This window comes from Micromonospora sp. CNZ309, assembly GCF_002846525.1.
The window spans coordinates 654,797-672,787 of sequence record NZ_PJNG01000001.1; the positions used below are offsets into that span (position 1 = coordinate 654,797).

Annotated in this window: 12 protein-coding genes; 6 read left to right on the forward strand and 6 right to left on the reverse strand. The window is 73.5% G+C overall.

Going from position 1 to position 17,991, the window contains the following annotated elements; translation table 11 throughout:
• Window position 1 precedes the first annotated feature (1 nt).
• Genes CLT72_RS02990 through CLT72_RS03000 form a run of 3 tightly spaced genes read left to right on the forward strand, consistent with a single transcriptional unit; the run spans window position 2 to window position 3,875 of the window.
• The gene (locus CLT72_RS02990; protein WP_101414905.1) at window positions 2-568 is read left to right on the forward strand and encodes a GNAT family N-acetyltransferase; all 567 of its coding nucleotides are present in this window, start codon (window positions 2-4) and stop codon (window positions 566-568) included.
• On the forward strand, window positions 565-2,370 hold the full coding sequence (locus tag CLT72_RS02995; protein WP_101409404.1) for an IucA/IucC family protein: 1,806 nt from the start codon (window positions 565-567) through the stop codon (window positions 2,368-2,370). The genes CLT72_RS02990 and CLT72_RS02995 overlap by 4 nt, the downstream gene beginning before the upstream one ends.
• Window positions 2,367-3,875, forward strand: a complete 1,509-nt coding sequence (locus CLT72_RS03000; protein WP_101409405.1) for an MFS transporter — start codon at window positions 2,367-2,369, stop codon at window positions 3,873-3,875. The genes CLT72_RS02995 and CLT72_RS03000 overlap by 4 nt, the downstream gene beginning before the upstream one ends.
• A gap of 556 nt (window positions 3,876-4,431) precedes the next feature.
• Here CLT72_RS03000 and CLT72_RS03005 read toward each other — a convergent pair.
• The 4 genes from CLT72_RS03005 to CLT72_RS03020 form a co-directional block, all read right to left on the reverse strand.
• Window positions 4,432-4,992, reverse strand: a complete 561-nt coding sequence (locus CLT72_RS03005) for an NAD(P)H-dependent oxidoreductase (protein WP_101409406.1) — start codon at window positions 4,990-4,992, stop codon at window positions 4,432-4,434.
• Between the two features lie 12 nt (window positions 4,993-5,004).
• Window positions 5,005-5,940, reverse strand: a complete 936-nt coding sequence (locus CLT72_RS03010) for an ROK family protein (RefSeq protein ID WP_101409407.1) — start codon at window positions 5,938-5,940, stop codon at window positions 5,005-5,007.
• A gap of 9 nt (window positions 5,941-5,949) precedes the next feature.
• Window positions 5,950-6,303, reverse strand: coding sequence for a DoxX family protein (locus tag CLT72_RS03015; protein WP_089000807.1), 354 nt, complete (start codon window positions 6,301-6,303; stop codon window positions 5,950-5,952).
• 91 nt (window positions 6,304-6,394) lie between these two features.
• The gene (locus CLT72_RS03020; protein WP_101409408.1) at window positions 6,395-6,826 is read right to left on the reverse strand and encodes a type II 3-dehydroquinate dehydratase; all 432 of its coding nucleotides are present in this window, start codon (window positions 6,824-6,826) and stop codon (window positions 6,395-6,397) included.
• A gap of 336 nt (window positions 6,827-7,162) precedes the next feature.
• Here CLT72_RS03020 and CLT72_RS03025 point away from each other — a divergent pair, with 336 nt between their 5' ends.
• From CLT72_RS03025 to CLT72_RS03035, 3 genes are all read left to right on the forward strand, one after another.
• Window positions 7,163-8,326, forward strand: a complete 1,164-nt coding sequence (locus CLT72_RS03025; RefSeq protein ID WP_101409409.1) for a DegT/DnrJ/EryC1/StrS family aminotransferase — start codon at window positions 7,163-7,165, stop codon at window positions 8,324-8,326.
• Window positions 8,323-9,456 (forward strand): Gfo/Idh/MocA family protein, encoded by a 1,134-nt coding sequence (locus tag CLT72_RS03030; RefSeq protein WP_101409410.1) that lies wholly within the window; start codon window positions 8,323-8,325, stop codon window positions 9,454-9,456. Before CLT72_RS03025 ends, CLT72_RS03030 begins: the two co-directional genes overlap by 4 nt.
• A gap of 64 nt (window positions 9,457-9,520) precedes the next feature.
• Window positions 9,521-10,189, forward strand: coding sequence for an HAD-IA family hydrolase (locus CLT72_RS03035; protein ID WP_199184692.1), 669 nt, complete (start codon window positions 9,521-9,523; stop codon window positions 10,187-10,189).
• A 243-nt stretch (window positions 10,190-10,432) separates the two neighbouring features.
• On the opposite strand, the gene CLT72_RS03040 is transcribed toward CLT72_RS03035, so the two are convergent.
• Both CLT72_RS03040 and CLT72_RS03045 read right to left on the reverse strand, forming a co-directional pair.
• Window positions 10,433-14,143, reverse strand: a complete 3,711-nt coding sequence (locus CLT72_RS03040; protein WP_101409412.1) for a non-ribosomal peptide synthetase — start codon at window positions 14,141-14,143, stop codon at window positions 10,433-10,435.
• 124 nt (window positions 14,144-14,267) lie between these two features.
• Window positions 14,268-17,966, reverse strand: coding sequence for a non-ribosomal peptide synthetase (locus CLT72_RS03045; RefSeq protein ID WP_101409413.1), 3,699 nt, complete (start codon window positions 17,964-17,966; stop codon window positions 14,268-14,270).
• Window positions 17,967-17,991 lie beyond the last annotated feature (25 nt).

A 17,991-nucleotide genomic window follows, 5' to 3' on the forward strand; every position in this document is an offset into this window, starting at 1 on the left:
GGTGGTCCACCGCCGGGTCGACGAGCGGCTCGGCGAGTTCGCCCTGCGCACCCTCGATACGGACGCCGACGCGCCGCTGCTGCACCGCTGGGTGACCCACCCGAAGGCGGCGTTCTGGCTCATGCAGGACGCCGACGTGGCCCGGGTCGCCGAGGAGTACCGGCGCATCGCCGCGCACCCGCACCACGACGCGTTCCTCGGCCTGCACGAGGGCCGGCCGGCGTTCCTCGCCGAGCGGTACGACCCCGCCCACGTCGAACTCGTCGGCCTGTACGACGCGGCCGACGGCGACGTCGGCATGCACTTCCTCTGCGCCCCCGCCGACGCCCCGGTGCACGGCTTCACCCTGGCGGTGATCACGACGGTGATGGCGTGGCTCTTCACCGACCCGACCACCCGCCGGGTCGTCGTGGAGCCCGACGTGCGCAACACGGCGGTGCACGCGCTCAACGCGGCCGTCGGCTTCACCGTCGTCGGCCCGATCCGCAAGCCCGAGAAGGACGCGCTGCTCAGCGTCTGCACCCGTGACCAGTTCCACGCCGCAACCCGAGGAGACGTGCCCGCGTGAACCCGCTCGCATCCGTGGCCCACCTGACGCCCGCGAACTGGGCCCACGCCAACCGGCTGCTGGTCCGCAAGGCGCTGGCCGAGTTCGCCCACGAGCGGCTCCTCGCGCCTGAGCCCGTCCCCGCCGGCGCGGCGGCGGGCGCGCGCCGGTACCAGGTGCGCGGCGACGACGGCGAGGTCGTCTACCGGTTCACCGCGAGCCTGCTGGCCCTCGACCACTGGCGCATCGACGCCGACAGCATCACCCGCCACCGTGGCGACACCGAGCTGCCGCTGGACGCCCTGGAGTTCTGCCTCGACCTGCGGGCCGCGCTCGGCCTCACCGACCAGATCCTCCCCGTCTACCTGGAGGAGATCAGCTCCACCCTGGCCAGCACCGCGTACAAGCTCGACAAGCCGGCCGTCAGCGCCGCCGAGCTCGCCGACGCGGACTTCCAGACCATCGAGACCGAGATGACCGAGGGCCACCCCGGCTTCGTCGCCAACAACGGCCGCATCGGCTTCGGCGTCGACGAATACCGGGCGTACGCCCCGGAGGCCGGCAACCCGGTGCGGCTGATCTGGGTGGCCGCGCACCGCGACCGGACGACCTTCACCTGCGCCGCCGACCTCGACTACGACACGCTGATCCGCGCGGAACTCGGTGACGACACCCTCGCCCGGTTCGCCGACACCCTGACCGGGCTCGGCCTCGATCCGGTCGACTACCTGCTCGTCCCGGTGCACCCGTGGCAGTGGTGGAACAGGATCTCGGTGACCTTCGCCGCCGAGGTGGCGCAGCGGCGGCTGGTCTGCCTCGGCCCCGGCCCCGACGAATACCTGGCACAGCAGTCCATCCGCACCTTCTTCAACGTCACCGACCCGACCCGGCACTACGTCAAGACCGCGCTGTCCGTGCTGAACATGGGCTTCATGCGGGGGCTGTCGGCCGCGTACATGGAGGCCACCCCGGCCATCAACGACTGGCTCGCCGAGCTGATCGACGGCGACGAGGTGCTCAAGGGCACCGGGCTGACGATCATCCGGGAGCGGGCCGCCGTCGGCTACCGGCACCTGGAGTACGAGGCGGCCACCGACCGGTACTCCCCGTACCGCAAGATGCTCGCCGCCCTGTGGCGGGAGAGCCCGGTGCCCGCGCTGGAGCCGGGCCGGCGGCTGGCCACCATGGCGTCGCTGCTGCACACCGACCGCGACGGCCGCTCGTTCGCCGCCGCGCTCATCGCCCGGTCGGGGCTGACGCCGCAGGCGTGGCTGCGCCGCTACCTCGACGCCTACCTCACCCCGCTGCTGCACAGCTTCTACGCCCACGACCTGGCCTTCATGCCGCACGGCGAGAACGTCATCCTCGTCCTCGACGGCGCGACGGTCGAGCGGGCGATCTTCAAGGACATCGCCGAGGAGATCGTGGTGATGAACCCCGACGCCGACCTGCCGACGCAGGTCCGACGGGTCCGGGCCGACGTGCCGGAGGACATGAAGCTGCTGTCCATCTTCACCGACGTCTTCGACTGCTTCCTGCGCTACCTCAGCGCCATCCTCGTCACCGAGGACGTCCTCGACGAGGAGACCTTCTGGCGCACGGTCGCCGAGTGCGCGACCGACTACGCCGACAGCGTCCCGCACCTCGCCGAGCGGCTGCGGCGCTACGACCTGTTCGCCCCGGAGTTCGCGCTGTCCTGCCTGAACCGGCTCCAGCTGCGCAACAACCAGCAGATGGTCGACCTGGCCGACCCGTCGGCCGCGCTGCAACTCGTCGGCACCCTGACCAACCCCATCGCCCGCTTCGCCCCGTCGGCCCGATGACGACCACGACGCTCGCCCCGGCCGCGGAACCACCGGTCGGCGGCGCCGACGGCCGGGTACGCGGCCGGTGGCTGATCCTCGCCGTGCTCTGCCTCGCCCAGGTCACCGTGGTGCTCGACAACACGGTGCTGACCGTGGCGATCCCCGTGCTCACCACCGAGCTGGCCGCCAGCACCGCCGACGTGCAGTGGATGATCAACGCGTACGCGCTGGTCCAGTGCGGCCTGCTGCTCACCGCGGGCAGCGCCGCAGACCGGTACGGCCGCCGCCGGATGCTGCTGGCCGGGCTCGTGCTGTTCGGGCTCGGCTCGCTGGCCGCCGGGTTCGCCGGGTCCAGCGGCCAGTTGATCGCCGCCCGCGCCGGCATGGGGATCGGCGGCGCACTGCTGGTCACCGCCACCCTCGCGGTGGCGATGCAGGTCTTCGACGACGCCGAGCGGACCCGCGCGATCGGCCTCTGGGCGGCGGCGAGCGCCCTGGGGTTCGCGGCCGGGCCGCCCTTCGGCGGGCTCGTGCTCGCCCACCTGCCGTGGGGGGCGATCTTCCTGGTCAACGTCCCGATCGTGCTGGTCTGCCTGGTGGCGGCGTGGGCGCTCGTGCCGGAGTCGCGCCAGCCGGCTCGTGGCCGCCTCGACGTGGGCGGGGTGCTGCTCTCCACGGCCGGCCTGACCGCCGTCGTCTACGCCATCATCGCCGGGCCGGAGCGGGGCTGGGCCGCCGCACCGGTGCTGGGCGCGGCCGTCGCCGGGGTGCTCCTGCTCGCCGCCTTCGTGACCTGGGAGCGGCGGGTCGCCGACCCCATGCTGGACATGCACTTCTTCCGCAACCCCCGCTTCGTGGGGGCGGTCTCCGGGGTCGTCCTGATCACGTTCGGCGCCACCGGCGCGCTGTTCCTGCTGACCCAGCACCTGCAGTTCGTGCGCGGCTACCCGGCCTGGGAGGCCGGGCTGCGGATGATGCCGTTCGCGCTCTCCATCGTCCTGCTCAACGTGGGCGGGGTCGCGGCGCTGGTGATCCGCCGGCTCGGGCTGGCGTGGTCGATCGCCCTCGGCATGACGCTGCTCGCCGGCGGTCTCGCCCTGATCACCCACGCCCCGACGGACGGCTACCCGGTGCTGCTGGCGGGCCTGCTGGTGATGGGCGCCGGCTGCGCCGTGGCCAACCCCGCCATCGTGGAGGCCGTGATGAGCGCGATCCCGCCGGAGAAGGCCGGGGCCGGCGCGGGCGTCGACGGCACCATGACGGAGGTCGGCAGCAGCCTCGGCGTCGCCGTGCTGGGCGCGATCCTCAACGCCCGGTTCGCCGCCCTGCTGCCGGCCGCCGTGGCCGGCGCCGGATCGTTCCCCGCGGCGCTGGCCGCCGCGCGCAGCGAGTCGGAGCGTGCGCTCGTCTCCGACGCGTTCCGCTCCGCCCTGGAGACCGGTCAGACGGTCGGCGCCGTGGCCGTCTTCGCGGGCGGCTGCGTCGCCGCCGCGCTGCTGCGCCGCGCCGAGCGGGCCGGCTGAGGCTGGCCCGGCTGAGGCCGTCCGGCTGAGGCTGGTCCGGCTGAGGCCGTCCGGCTGAGGCTGGTCCGGCTGAGGCCGGCCCGGCGTCCAGACTCGGCGTCTTTGCGCGCGCCGCCGCACCGGCGGGTGCCGCAGGCGCGCAAGGGAACCCGTCCAGCAGGACCGGCTTCCGCACCGGGAGCACCGACCCGTGCGCCGTGCCCACTCTGACCGCCCGCCCCACGCCCCTGTGGACAACCATCCCGCTGTGAAGGAACCCTCACCCCGACCGCACCTGCGCCACAGGGCCGTTTCATCACCGTGACTGGCTGCGCCGTACCCCGACGACCGGCGGTACGCTCCGCTCTTCCTGATACCACACAGGTATTTTCATGCCGCACAGGTATCAGCGTTGCGGCGACAACGGGTCACCAGGGTCACGCGCCTGCCACGTCTCCCGGCAGCCAGAACGCCACCAGGAGTGTGATCAGGCCCACCACTTCTGAGACACGCCGTAGGCCCGTCGGCCCGGCCCGGCGTCTCGGCCCGGCGGTTGACCGGAGCGCGGGCGGGCGCGTCAGCCCCGGCGGAGCGTACGCAGTGCGCCGGCCCAGGCGACCACCTCGTCGAGCACGGTGCCGAGGGCCTGCTCCTGATGCGCGGCCGGCCGGAAGTCGCGGAAGTTGACGAAGTCGGTCGTCAGGGAGAGCGCGACCTGTGAGCGGACGTCGGCCACCCCGAGCTGCCCGAGGACCAGCCGCAGGTGCTCCGCCGCCCGGGTGCCGCCGTGCACGCCGTAGCTGACCAGGCCGGCGGCGGCGTGCTGCCACTCCTTGAACAGGAAGTCGACGGCGTCCTTCAGCGCGCCCGGGATGGAGTGGTTGTACTCCGGGGTGACGAAGACGAAGCCGTCGAAGCCGGCGACGGTCGTCGCCCAACGGCGTACGGCGGGGCGCCTCGACGGCGCCATCGACGGCGGCAGCACCTCGTCGAAGTGCGGCAGGTCGTAGTCGGCGATGTCGACCAGCTCGACCGTGGCGTCGCTCCGCTTGGCGGCGACGTCGGTCACCCAGCGGGCGACGGCGTCGGCCTTGCGGCCCGGCCGCGTGCTGCCGACGATGACACCGATCCTGACCATGGCTGATCTCCTCTACGGGGTGGGGACGGGACGCACGGGCGCCGGCAGGCCGGCCAGGTCACGGGCCAGCTCCAGCGCGCCGTGCAGGGACGACGACGCGCCGAGGGCGGCGGCGCGCACCGGCGGCGCCGGCCGCCCGGGACGGCCGGCGGCGCGGGCCCGCTCGGCGACGAGCGGCACGAAGCCGGGCAGGCCGGCGGCGAACCCGCCACCGACGATCGCCAGCGCCGGGTCCAGCAGTTCGCCGAGGCTCGCCACCGCCGCCGCCAGCGCCCGGCAGCTCGCGTCGACCGCTTCCACCGCCCAGGGCCGGCGCTCGTCGAGTGCCGCCCGCAGGTCCTCGAAGTTGACCTCGGCGCCCCGGCCGGCGCCGGCCCGGCGCAGGGTGGCGGGGCCGGACGCGATCGACTGGAGGCAGCCGCGCCGACCGCAGTCGCAGCGTTCGCCGTCGACGGCGACGACCATGTGGCCTATCTCGGCGGAGGACCGGCCGGGCACCGACCGCCCGGCCAGCACCACGCCGCCGCCGATGCCGGTGCCGACGCCCAGGTAGACCACGTCGTCCGCGCCGGCGCGCCGGGCCTCGGCCAGCGCGGCGAGGTCACCGTCGTCGGCCATGGCGGTCGCCGCGTCCGGGAAGAGGCGGCGCAGCGCGCCGGCGAGGTCGAGCCCCGCCCAGCCGGGCCGCCCGGGCCAGGTGGTGACGGTGCCCGCCGGGTCCGTGGTCGCCGGCATCGCCACGCCGACCGCGCCCACCGGCCCCCACGCGTCGCGCAGCCGGTCCACCTCGGCAGCCAGCGCGGCCAGGTCCCCGGCGAGGTCGGCGCCGGGCGGCCAGCGGAAGCTGCGCTCGTACGCCGGCCGCCCGGCCGCCTCCGCGCGCAGCGCCACCTTGGTGCCGCCGACGTCGACACCCAGCACACCGGGAGTCCGTCGTGGACCGGTCACGTCCGGGCCTCAGCCCTGGAGCACGTGCAGGACCACGAGCGCGACGGCCGCCACCGCGAAGATCACCGGCGTCAGGGTCATCGCGGCCGGGTCCTTCGCGCGGGCGTGGTAGACGACCGCGCCCACCATCTGCAGGGCGAGACCGATCGCCGCCGCGATGCCCAGCGGCGGCCAGAGCAGGCCGAGCAGCAGGCCGGCGACCGCGGCGAGTTCCAGCACCCCGAGCAGGCGGGTCAGCCCCGGCGAGACGCCGAGGTGCTCCATCCGCTCGCGCATCTGTGCCTGCCCGGTGAGCTTCGGCACGGCGGTGCCCACGAACACCGCGGCGAGGATGAGGGTCAGGACGAGGATGGGAATGTGCACGTGAGGTCCTTCGGGAAGAGTCGGGACGTGCGGACGACCGTACCGCTGCCGTGGCGGCGCAGCCGGGACCGGACGGCGGGGCCCGCGGTCGTCACCGGACGGTCGCGACGAGGGCGCGGGCGGCCAGCCGGTAGCCCAGCGACCCGAGCCCGACGATGACGCCGCTGGCCAGCGGGGCGATCACCGAATCGTGCCGGAAGCTCTCCCGGGCCCAGACGTTGGACAGGTGCACCTCGACGAAGGGGCGCGGGTAGTTCGCCAGTGCGTCACGCAGGCTCCAGCCCGCGATCATCAGGGCGCCCGGGTTGACGATGGCGCCGACGGTGTCGTAGCTGTTCTGGATCGCGCGGATCAGGGCGCCCTCGCAGTCGTGCTGCTCGGCCACCACCCGCCAGCCCCGCCCCGCGATCTCCTCGCCGACGGCGCGTTCGATGTCGTCCAGCGTGTCGGTGCCGTAGATCTCCGGCTCCCGTCGGCCGAGGATGCCCAGGTTCGGGCCGTTCAGCAGCAGCACGTCCGACACACTTCACCTCGCGGGGCGCGGCCCTGTCCCGACAAGGCCCGATGACTGGTCCACGCAGTCTTACTACGCCCGCGGCGCCGGGCGAACCGGCGGCGGCCGTGGCACGGGCGGACTAAGGGGTGGCTAGGGGCTGTTAGGGGCGGTGACCGTGCTGCCGGGTCGGTTACCGTCCTCCCTGCTGAAGCGACGACGCCGGCTCCAACGGCAGCGTCACCTACCTCGTACCGGCCACCCGGCGCCCCGGTGTGCCCGGACCGCGTACCGGCGGTCCCGGGTCGTCCCGGGCCGATGGTCCGGCGAAGCCCCTGGTCTGCCCGAGTTGGGAAGTGGGAAGTCATGAGTGGTCAGCCCTCGACGGTGTCGGAGTTCCCCGAGTGGCCGCAGTTCGGCGACGAGGAGCGGACCGGCCTGATCCGCGCCCTCGAACAGGGCCAGTGGTGGCGGATGGGCGGCAGCGAGGTTGACTCCTTCGAGCGGGAGTTCGGCGACTACCACGGCACGCCCCACGCGCTCGCCGTCACCAACGGCACCCACGCCCTGGAGGTCGCGCTGGAGGTGCTGGGCGTCGGACCGGGCACCGAGGTGATCGTCCCGGCCTTCACGTTCATCTCGTCGTCGCTGGCCGCCCAGCGCCTCGGCGCGGTCGCCGTGCCGGTCGACGTCGACCTGGGCACCTACTGCATCGACCCGGCCGCCGTCGAGGCCGCGATCACGCCCCGCACCAAGGTCATCATGCCGGTGCACATGGCCGGGCAGTTCGCCGACATGGACGCGCTGGACAAGCTCGCCGCCGACGCGGGGGTGGCGGTACTCCAGGACGCGGCGCACGCCCACGGCGCGCAGTGGCAGGGCAAGCGGTCCGGCGCGCTCGGCTCGGTGGCCGCGTTCAGCTTCCAGAACGGCAAGCTGATGACCGCCGGCGAGGGCGGGGCGGTGCTCTTCCCCGACGAGGAGCTGCGCGAGCGGGCGTTCCTCGTGCACAGCTGCGGCCGGCCCCGCACCGACCGGGACTACCTGCACGGCACCACCGGCTCGAACTACCGGATGGGCGAGTTCACCGCCGCCGTGCTGCGCGCGCAGCTGTCCCGGCTGGACGAGCAGATCGCGGTACGCGAGCAGCGCTGGCCGCTGCTGTCGCGCCTGCTCGCCGAGATCCCCGGCGTCGTCCCGCAGACCACGGACCCGCGTACCGACCGCAACCCGCACTACATGGCGATGTTCCGCGTTCCCGGCATCACCATGGAGCGCCGCCGCGCCGTGGTGGACGCGCTCATCGCCCGGGGCGTCCCGGCCTTCGTGGCGTTCCGCGCGATCTACCGGTGCGAGGGCTTCTGGAAGGCCGGCGCCCCCGACGAGTCGGTCGAGGCGATCGCGGCCCGCTGCCCCAACGTCGAGCAGATCCACTCCGACTGCATCTGGCTGCACCACCGCACCCTGCTCGGCACGGAGCAGCAGATGCACGACATCACCGCCGTGCTCGCCGACGTCCTCGCCGGATGACCGCCCTGCCGCCGGCCGCCGCGTCGGACCGACCGGTGCGGGTCGCGGTGGCCGGCCTCGGGTGGGCCGGACGGGAGATCTGGCTGCCCCGGCTCGCCGCGCATCCGGGTTTCGAGGTGACCGCCGTGGTCGACCCGGAGCCGGGCGTACGCGACCGGGCGCGCGACACCCACCACGTCGCGTCCGCGTACGCCGACGTCGACGACCTGCCGGCCGGGGCGGCCGACCTGGTGGTGGTGGCGGTGCCGAACCACCTGCACGCCACCGTCGCCGCCCGGCTGCTGCGCCGGGGCGTGCCGGTGTTCCTGGAGAAGCCGGTCTGCCTGACCTCCGCCGAGGCGACCCTGCTGGCCGAGGCCGAGCGCGAGGGCGGCGCGGTGCTGCTCGCCGGCAGCGCCGCCCGCTACCGGGCCGACATCCGGGCACTGGCCGGCGTGGCCGGCGAGCTGGGCCCGATCCGGCACGTCGACGTGGCGTGGGTACGCGCCCGGGGGGTGCCCGACGCGGGCGGCTGGTTTACCCGCCGCGACCTGTCCGGCGGGGGAGCGCTGGTGGACCTCGGCTGGCACCTGCTCGACACGGTGCTGCCGCTGCTCGGTGCGACCCGGGTCACCCACGCCATCGGCAGCGTCTCCGACGACTTCGTCAACGACAGCGCCGCGCACGCCGCTTGGCGCAGCGACGCCGGCGACGGTGGCCGTGACCGTGGCGACGTCGAGGACACCGCGCGCGGCTTCCTGCTCACCGCCGAGGGGGCGTCGGTCGCCCTGCACGCCTGCTGGGCCTCGCACGAGTCGCTGGACCGCACCACGGTCACCGTGCACGGTGCCGCCGGGTCGGCGACGCTGCGCTGCACGTTCGGGTTCAGCCCCAACCGGGAGCCGACGCCGGTGCTGACCCGCACCCGCGACGGCGAGACCGTACGGCTGCCGCTGCCCGAGGAGCCGATCGGCGCCGAGTACGACCGCCAGCTCGACGAGCTGCCCGCGCTGCTCGCCGACCCGGCGTCCCGCGGCGCAGCCGTCGCCGAGGCCCACCGCACCATCGACATCATCGAACGGATCTACCAGTCCGCCCGGCCCATCCGGCCGCAGCGGCAGCACGCGCTGGCGGGCCATCGCGACCGGTGAGAACCACCGTCGGCCCCACTCGCTTCCGGGAGCAGCCATGAGCCATCCATCGTCCACCGTCGAGATGACCGAGCCGTCGCCGGCCCGCGGCCCGATCCGCGCGGTCGTGTTCGACCTCGACGGCGTCATCGTCGACAGTTCGGCCGTCATGCGGGAGGCGTTCAGCATCGCGTACGCCGAGGTGGTGGGCGACGGGCCGGCACCGTTCGAGGAGTACAACCGGCACATGGGCCGGTACTTCCCGGACATCATGCGCCTGATGGGGCTGCCGCTGGAGATGGAGGAGCCGTTCGTCCGGGAGAGCTACCGGATGGCCCACCTGGTGCCGCTCTTCCCCGGCGTACGGGAGACCCTGGAGGCGCTGCACTCGCGGGGGATCCGGATGGCGATCGCCACCGGCAAGAGCGGTCCCCGGGCCCGCTCCCTGCTGGACACGCTCGGCGTGCTGGGCCTGTTCGACCAGGTGATCGGCTCCGACGAGGTGGCCCGCCCGAAGCCGGCCCCCGACATCGTGCTCCAGGCCCTCGGCCACCTCGACGTGCCGCCGGCGCAGGCGATGATGGTGGGCGACGCGGTCATCGACCTGCTCAGCGGCCGGGGCGCCGGGGCGACCGCCGTGGCCACCACGTGGCACGGCGGGGACGTCGCCGCGCTGCTCGCCGCCGGACCCGACCTGGTCCTGCACGCCCCGACGGACCTGCTCGCGCACTGCCCGGCGGCCCTCGTCCACTGACCGACCCTGGTCGCTGGATGCCGGGCCGCCACGGACCTCGCCGCTCGGGCCGGCCGCCCCCGTTGACAGACGTAGGGCGGCGCGTGAGAGCCACTGGCAGGCGCCAGCCACCAATGGGCGAGGTCTGCGGCGACGTAGGTAGCCCCCCCCCCGCCCGGCCGCCCGGCGTCCTCTCGCTCCGCGACCGGCCCGCCACCGTCGGCGTGACGGTGGCGGGCCGAGGCGGCGTCTGGCGAGGGCCGCTCAGTCCGCCTGCTCGGCGGCCTCCGGCCCGGCCTCCAGGAAGCGCAGCATGTTGGTGGCCAACATCTCGGCGACCGGGGTCGGGACCAGATCGGTGCGGATGGTGACGCGAAGCAGGGCGCCCCCGTTACCGGGCAGGACCTCGGCGACACAGCCACCAGACCACTCCCGGGCGTACGGGTCGACGACCTCCTCGGTTCGGCAGCCGGGCAGCTCGAGCGGGAGGACGAGGTTGTCCTGGTAGGCAAAGGAGGGCAGGCTGTTGATCACCTCGCGGGACATCCCGAGGACCGGGTCGGTGGTCATCTCCAGGAAGGTGACGTCCTGGGCTGCCATCAGCCGGTCCACGGTCTGCTGGAGGGCCCGAACGAGATTCTTCTCGGTCCTGTCGAACCGGACCCGGAGACAGTTGGAACCGATCCTGCTGGTGAAGGCGGAGTCGAGGATCCGGCTGCCGCGCTGCGCGACGATCATCAGCAGGGCGATGTCGTCCTGCTGGTGGATGGTGCGCAGCGCGGAGGCATAGGCGGCGGCGAAGTAGGTGGAGCGGCTGAACCGCTGTTCGCGGCCGGCCTGGTCCCAGCGGTCCAACACGTCGGCAGAGACAGTGACGATGTGCCCGGTCCTGGGGCCCCAGATCGGGGTCTCCTCCAGGAGTTCCCGGGGTCGGCTCGCGCCCTGGCGGGCGAGCCCGCGCAACTGTTCGCGCCAGTAGGCCCGCTGAGCGTCGAGGTCCGCGGCCTCGCGGAGCCGGGTGTACTCGTCGTACGACTGGCGGAGGGTGGGCGCGGGTCGCGCCCACACCGGGGCCGTGCCGGACAGCCGGGCGGTGTAGGCATGGCTGAGGTCGCGAACGAGGAGGGCGTGTGACCAGCCGTCGAAGGCGATGTGGTGGATGCCGATGCCGAACAGGACCCGGTTCGTGGACTTCTCCCGGATCAGGGCGGCCCGCCAGTTGCGGCCCTGGGTGTAGTCGAGCGGCTGCTGCACCGCCTCGGCGAGCTGGTCGAGTGCCTCCTGTTCGCCCGCGGCGTCGGTGAGCAGCCGGAGCTGGGGCATCCCCGGGTTCGGCGGGATGATCGCCACGGGCGGGTCCACCCGCCGGTAGCGGGCGTACAACGCCTCGTGCCGCCGGTGCACGTCGCCGAGCGCCGCCATCAGCGCGCGCAGGTCCAACTCGCCCTCGATCCACCAGGTGGTCGGACAGACCAGCTCGAACGGGAGCACGAGACACTTGGCGACCGACGGGGTCAGCGGGACGGGCCCGGTCGGGGCGGGGCGTCCGGTGACGGGTGGTTCCGGTTCGGCTCTGGGCCGGCGGGGTGCGGTGGCGAGCCAGCGGGCCAGTTCGCGTGGGGTGGGTGTGCGGTGGATCTGCGAGACGGGTACGACGACGTCGGCGGCCTCGTCGATGGCGGCGGCGACGGCGGCGGATTGCAGGGAGGTGCCGCCGAGGGCGAAGAAGCTGTCCTCGGTGCCGATGGGATCGATGTCGAGTACGGTGGCGAACACGCCTGTGACCAGCCGTTCCTCGGCGGTCGAGGCTTCGACGTAGGCCACGCCGAGGTCCGGGCGCTGCGAGCCCGGCTCCGGAAGGGCCCGCCGGTCGATCTTCCCCGTGCCGCCGACGGGGAACCGGTCGAGCACCATGATCACTGCGGGGACCATGTACGAGGGCAGCACCGTAGCGGCGTGCTCCCGCAGCTCGCTCACGGTCGGGGCCCGGCCATTGTGCCCGGTCACGTAACCGACCAGCCGGGCGACGCCCCGGTCCTCGCGGCGGACGACCACGGCCGTGCCGACGCCCGGGTGCTGTTCGAGGACGGCCTCGATCTCGCCGAGTTCGATGCGGATGCCGTTGACCTTGACCTGGTGGTCCATCCGGGCGAGGATCTCCAGCGCCCCGGAGGCGTTCCACCGGCCCAGGTCGCCGGTGCGGTAGGCGACCCCGCCGCCGTACGGGTCGGTGACGAACCGTTGCGCGCTCAGTTCGGGGCGGTTGAGGTAGCTGTCGGCGACCCCGGCGCCAGTGATGAGGATTTCGCCGGGGACTCCCATGGGGACGAGGTCGAGTGCGGCGTCGACGACGCGGATCTGGCGGTTGGGCATGGGCCAGCCGATCGGCACGTACGCGCCACCCCAGCCGGCCTTGGCGTCGAACCACGTGCAGGCGACGGATGCCTCGGCGGGGCCGTAGGCGTTGATCAGGCGGGTGCCGGCGGCCATCCACCGTTGGGCCATGCGTGGCGGGATGGGTTCCCCGGCGAGGGTCACGCAGGACATGCTCGGGCAGTCGGCCGGGTCGACGGCGGCGAGGTTGGTGGGTGGGCAGAACGCGTGGGTGGTCTGCTCCTTGGCGATCAGCTCGGTCAGCCGGCGGGCGTCGAGCAGGTCGTCACGCGAGCAGACCACGACGCGGGCGCCGGAGGTCAGCGCGGTGTAGATCTCGCCCAGGGCCACGTCGAAGACCGGGGCGCAGCAGTGCAGCATCCGGCTGTCCGGGCCGACCGCGCACTCGTCGCGCATCCAGGTGACGAAGTTCGTCAGCTTGTCGTGGGACAGCACGACGCCCTTCGGCGTCCCGGTCGATCCGGACGTGTAGATCACGAACGCCGGTTGGGAGGCGTCCACCACCGGCAGGTCGATCGCTTCGACCGCCTCCACAGCGGGCCAGTCCTGGTCCATGGCGACCACCCGCACGCCGTCGGGGCGGGGGAGGCGGTGGGCGACCTCGCTCACGGTGAGCACGACCTGGGCGCCGTGGTCGGCCAGGAGCATCTTCATCCGCTCCGCCGGCCACGACACGTCCATCGGCGTGTAGGCCGCTCCCGCCCGCAGCACCGCCAGGGTGGCGACGAGGGTCCACATGCTGCGGTCCAACGCCAGCGACACCACGTCCCCGACCCCGACCCCGACCGCGCGCAGGTAACGGGCCAGTAGTTCCGAACGGCGGGCCAGTTCCCCGTACGTGACGACCTCGCCGTCGGCGACGCCCGCGACCGCGTCCGGCGTCCGGCGTGCCCACTCCAGCACCAGTTCGTGCAGGGGCTCGCCCGGCACCGGGCAGCTCGGCCCCCGGCCCCATGCGAGCAGCCGGTCCCGCTCGGCCGTGCCCAACAACGGCAACCCGGACAGCGGGACGTCGGGTTCCCGCAACCCGGCCGCCAGCAGCGTCCCGGTCTGGTCCAGCAGGCCCCGTGCCCAGTCGGTGGAGAATCCCTCCGCCGCGTAATCGACCCGCAGCCCGGAGCCGTCCGAGGCGACGGTCACCACCAGGTCGACGTCCACCACCTCCGGACCCACCTCGGCCACTGGGCCGTCGACCAGGCCCACCGCCACGGGACCCGGCACACCGGCGGTCACCACCGGCGCGGCCCACGCCGCACCCACCCGGCTCACCAGCTCACCGAACGCCGGATCGTCCGCCACACGTACCCGGACCACCGATCCACCGGAGGACCGGCCCAGCACCACCTCCCCCTGACCGGTGTACCGGGCCAGCACCCCGACGAGTCCCGCCAGCACCACCGTCCCGGCCGGCTCCGCGCCGGCCGGGACGGGCAGCTGCAAGGTCCGCACCTGCGACGCCGCCCGGGCCGGCCACCCCAGCGGCCGACGCAGGTCGCCCATCAGGTCGAGGGCCTCGAAATCGGTACCGGGCCCGGCGAGACCCGTGGCCTGTGCCTGACCACCAACGAACCCGACAGACATGAGCCAACCTCCGATCAGGGCCGGCAGCACCCGCTCGGGTACCCCGGGACAGTAGAAGCAGGACTGCCGAAGACGCGGCCTTGCGCGCCGTCGGCATGGGAGAGCAGTTCGATAGGACGGACGCTCAGCCAGCGGCGAGGGAAACCGCGGGCCCGGCTTCGAGGAAGCGCAGCATGTGTCCGTTCAGCTCCTCGGCGAAGCTGTACGGCAGGTAGTCGGTGCGGATGGTGACACGCAGCAGGGCGTGGTCGAGGCGGGGCAGCACCTCGACCGTGAGCCCGTTGGGCACCTCCCGGGCGTACGGGTCGACGACCTCCTCGGCCCGGCAGCCGGGCAGCTCCAGCGGCACGACCACGTTGTCCTGGAACACGAACGTGGGCAGGCTGGCGACGACCTCGCCCGAGAGCCCGGCGGCGGGGTCGTCGGCGGTCTCCGCGAAGGGGACGTCCTGGGCCCGCATGAGGTCGGTGATCGTCTCGTTGACCCGCAGGACGAGCTTGTCGTCCTCCGGCCCGTCGAAGCGCACCCGGACGCAGTTGAGGTTGAGTCGGGTGGTGAAGGCGGAGTCGAGCACGCGGCTGCCCCGCTTCGCCACCACCATCAGCAGGCCGATGTCGTCCTGCTGATGGATCGCGCGCAGCGCCGAGGCGAATGCCGCGACGAAGTAGCTGGAGCGGCTGAACCGCTGTTCCCGGGCGGCCCGGTCCCAGCGCTGCATGACCTCGGGTGTGACGGTGACGGTGTGCCCGGCCTTCGGACCCCAGGCCAGCGCCTGCTCCAGCGGGGCGGTGGCCGGGCCCTTGCCCTGTCGGGGCAGGCCGCGCAACTGCTCGCGCCAGTAGGCCCGCTGGGTTTCGAGGTCGGCGGCGTCGCGCAGTCGGGTGTACTCGTCGTACGACTGGCGCAGCGTCGGCGCGGGCCGCGCCCACTCGGGGGTCGTCCCCGACAACCGCGCCGTGTAGGCGTGACTCAGGTCCCGCACCAGCAGCGCGTACGACCAGCCGTCGAAGGCGATGTGGTGGATGCCCACGCCGAACAGGACGCGTCCGGTCGACTTGTCGCGGATGAGGGCGGCGCGCCAGTTGCGGCCCTGGGTGTAGTCGAGGGGTTGTTGCACGGCGTCGGCGAGCTGGTCCAGGGCCTCCTGCTCGGTGGCGGCGTCGGTGAGCAGCCGCAGCTGCGGCATGCCGGGGTTCGGCGGCACGAGCGCCACCGGCGGATCCGTGCGGCGGTAGCGGGCGTGCAGCGCCTCGTGCCGGCGGTGCACGTCGCCGAGCGCGGCCATGAGCGCCCGCAGGTCCAACTCGCCCTCGATCCACCAGGTGACCGGGACGACGACCTCCAGCGGCGACATCAGACACTTCGCCACCTGCTGCGCGAGCGGAACCGGACCGGGACGCGGACGGGCCTGCCCGGCGCTCGCGCCGGTGTCCACCCGGCGGGGCGCGGTGGTCAGCCACCGGGCGAGCCCCTGTGGCGTGGGGGTGCGGTGGATCTGCGAGACGGGCACGACGACGTCCGCGGCCTCGTCGAGGCGCGTGGCCACCGCCGCCGACTGCAACGACGTGCCGCCCAGATCGAAGAAGCTGTCCCGCGTACCGACCCGGTCGATGCCGAGGACGGTCGCGAACACCCCCACCACGAGGCGTTCGGAGTTCGTCGTCGGCTCGACGTACTCGACACCGAGGTCGGGGCGCTGGGTGTCGGGTGCGGGCAGCGCGTTTCGGTCGATCTTGCCGGTGCCGCCGACGGGGAAGCGGTCGAGGACCACGGTGGCGGCGGGGACCATGTAGGCGGGCAGCAGGGCTGCGGCGTGCGCGCGCAGGTCGCCGACGGCGGGGGTACGGCCGTTGCGTCCGGTGACGTAGGCGACGAGTCGGGCGGTGCCGTTGTCCTCGCGGCGCACGACGACGGCGGCGCCGACGTCCGTGTGCTGTTCGAGCACGGCTTCGATCTCGCCGAGTTCGATGCGGATGCCGTTGACCTTCACCTGGTGGTCCATGCGGCCGAGGATCTCCAGCGCGCCGGAGGCGTTCCACCGTCCGAGGTCGCCGCTGCGGTAGGCGGGTCCGCCGCCGTACGGGTCGGTGACGAAGCGCTGCGCGGTGAGTTCGGGGCGGTTGAGGTAGCCGTCGGCGACGCCGAAGCCGGTGATGAGGATCTCTCCGGGCACGCCCATGGGGACGAGGCCGAGGTTGGTGTCGACGACGCGGATCTGGCGGTTGGGCATGGGCCAGCCGATGGGCACGTACGCGCCGCCCCAGCCGGCCGACGCGTCGAACCACGTGCACGCCACGGCGATCTCCGCCGGCCCGTACGCGTTCACCACCCGTGTACCGGCCGCCAGCCAGCGCTGGGCCAACTGCGGCGGGACGGCCTCGCCGCCGAAGATGATGCAGCGCAGGCCCGGGCAGGCGGCCGGGTCGAGCGGGGCGATGTTCGTGGCCGGCCCGAACGTGTGCGTGACGTCGTGGGTGTTGACGAGGTCGGTGAGCCGGCGCGCGTCGAGCAGGTCGTCGCGGGAGCAGACGACGACGCGACCGCCACCGGTGAGCGCCGCGAAGACCTCCCCGAACGCGGCGTCGAAGACCGGGGCCGCCGAATGCAGCATGCGGCTGTCCGGGTCGATGGCGCACTCGTCGCGCATCCATGTCAGGAAGTTGGTGAGCCTGTCGTGGGTCAGTACGACGCCCTTGGGGGTGCCGGTGGAGCCCGAGGTGTAGATCACGAACGCGGGCGCGTCGGCCGGCACCTGCGGCAGGTCGACCGCGTCGGCCGCCTGCACGGCGGGCCAGTCGTCGTCGAGCGCGACCACCCGTACGCCGTCGGGGCGGGGGATGCGTGGGGCGACCTCGCCGACGGTCAACACCACCCGCGCGCCGTGGTCGGCCAGCAGCATCCGCATCCGCTCCACGGGCCACGACACGTCCATCGGCGTGTACGCCGCCCCCGCCCGCAGCACACCCAACGTCGCCACCAACGTCCACAGGCTGCGATCCAACGCCAACGACACCACATCACCCACACCGACACCCGAGCCGCGCAGATACCCGGCCACCACCCCCGACCGGCGATCCAACTCCCCGTACGTCAACACCTGCCCACCGAAGACCCCCGCCACCGCCTCCGGCGAACGCCGCGCCCACGCCAACACCAACTCATGGATCGGCTCACCCGGCACCTCACGCACCGGACCCCGACCCCACGCCAACAACCGCTCCCGCTCCGCATCACCCACCAACGGCAACCCCGACACACCCAGCCCCGGCGCCGCCAACCCCGCCGACACCAACACCACCACCTGATCCACCAGACCCCGCACCCACTGCCCCGAGAAACCCTCCACCGCGTAATCCACCCGCACCGCCGAGGCGTCCGACGCCACCGACACCACCAGATCCACACCCACCACACCCGGCCCCACGACCGCCACCGGGACGTCCACCACACCCACCACCACCGGACCCACCACACCGGCACCCACCACGACCGGCTCGGCCAGCGCCGCACCCACCCGCGCCGTCAACTCGGCGAAACCGGGGTCACCCGCCACGTCCACCCGCAGCACCGAACCGCCGTCACCCGACGACAGGCCCAGCACGATCTCCTCCTGGGCCGTCCAGCGCGCCAGGACCGCCACGAGCCCGGCGAGCACGACGTCGGCGGCCGGTCCGGCGTCCGGCAGCCAGGAGGGGAGCACCCGGTGCACCGAGGCCGCCCGGGCGGGCCACACCGTCGGCCGGCGCAGGTCCCCCACCAGGTCCAGGGTCCCGGCGTCAACCGCACCGGCCACGCTCCGGGCACCATCGAACCCGACAGACATCAGCTCAACCTCCGATCGAAAGGTG

What these genes read in the sequence shown, in the direction of transcription:
- CLT72_RS03035 (WP_199184692.1), top strand. Translation starts at nt 9,521, where the DNA reads ATGACCGAGCCGTCGCCGGCCCGCGGCCCGATCCGCGCGGTCGTGTTC.
- CLT72_RS03030 (WP_101409410.1), top strand. Translation starts at nt 8,323, where the DNA reads ATGACCGCCCTGCCGCCGGCCGCCGCGTCGGACCGACCGGTGCGGGTC.
- CLT72_RS03005 (WP_101409406.1), bottom strand. Translation starts at nt 4,992, where the DNA reads ATGGTCAGGATCGGTGTCATCGTCGGCAGCACGCGGCCGGGCCGCAAG.
- CLT72_RS03040 (WP_101409412.1), bottom strand. Translation starts at nt 14,143, where the DNA reads ATGTCTGTCGGGTTCGTTGGTGGTCAGGCACAGGCCACGGGTCTCGCC.
- CLT72_RS03025 (WP_101409409.1), top strand. Translation starts at nt 7,163, where the DNA reads ATGAGTGGTCAGCCCTCGACGGTGTCGGAGTTCCCCGAGTGGCCGCAG.
- CLT72_RS03045 (WP_101409413.1), bottom strand. Translation starts at nt 17,966, where the DNA reads ATGTCTGTCGGGTTCGATGGTGCCCGGAGCGTGGCCGGTGCGGTTGAC.
- CLT72_RS03000 (WP_101409405.1), top strand. Translation starts at nt 2,367, where the DNA reads ATGACGACCACGACGCTCGCCCCGGCCGCGGAACCACCGGTCGGCGGC.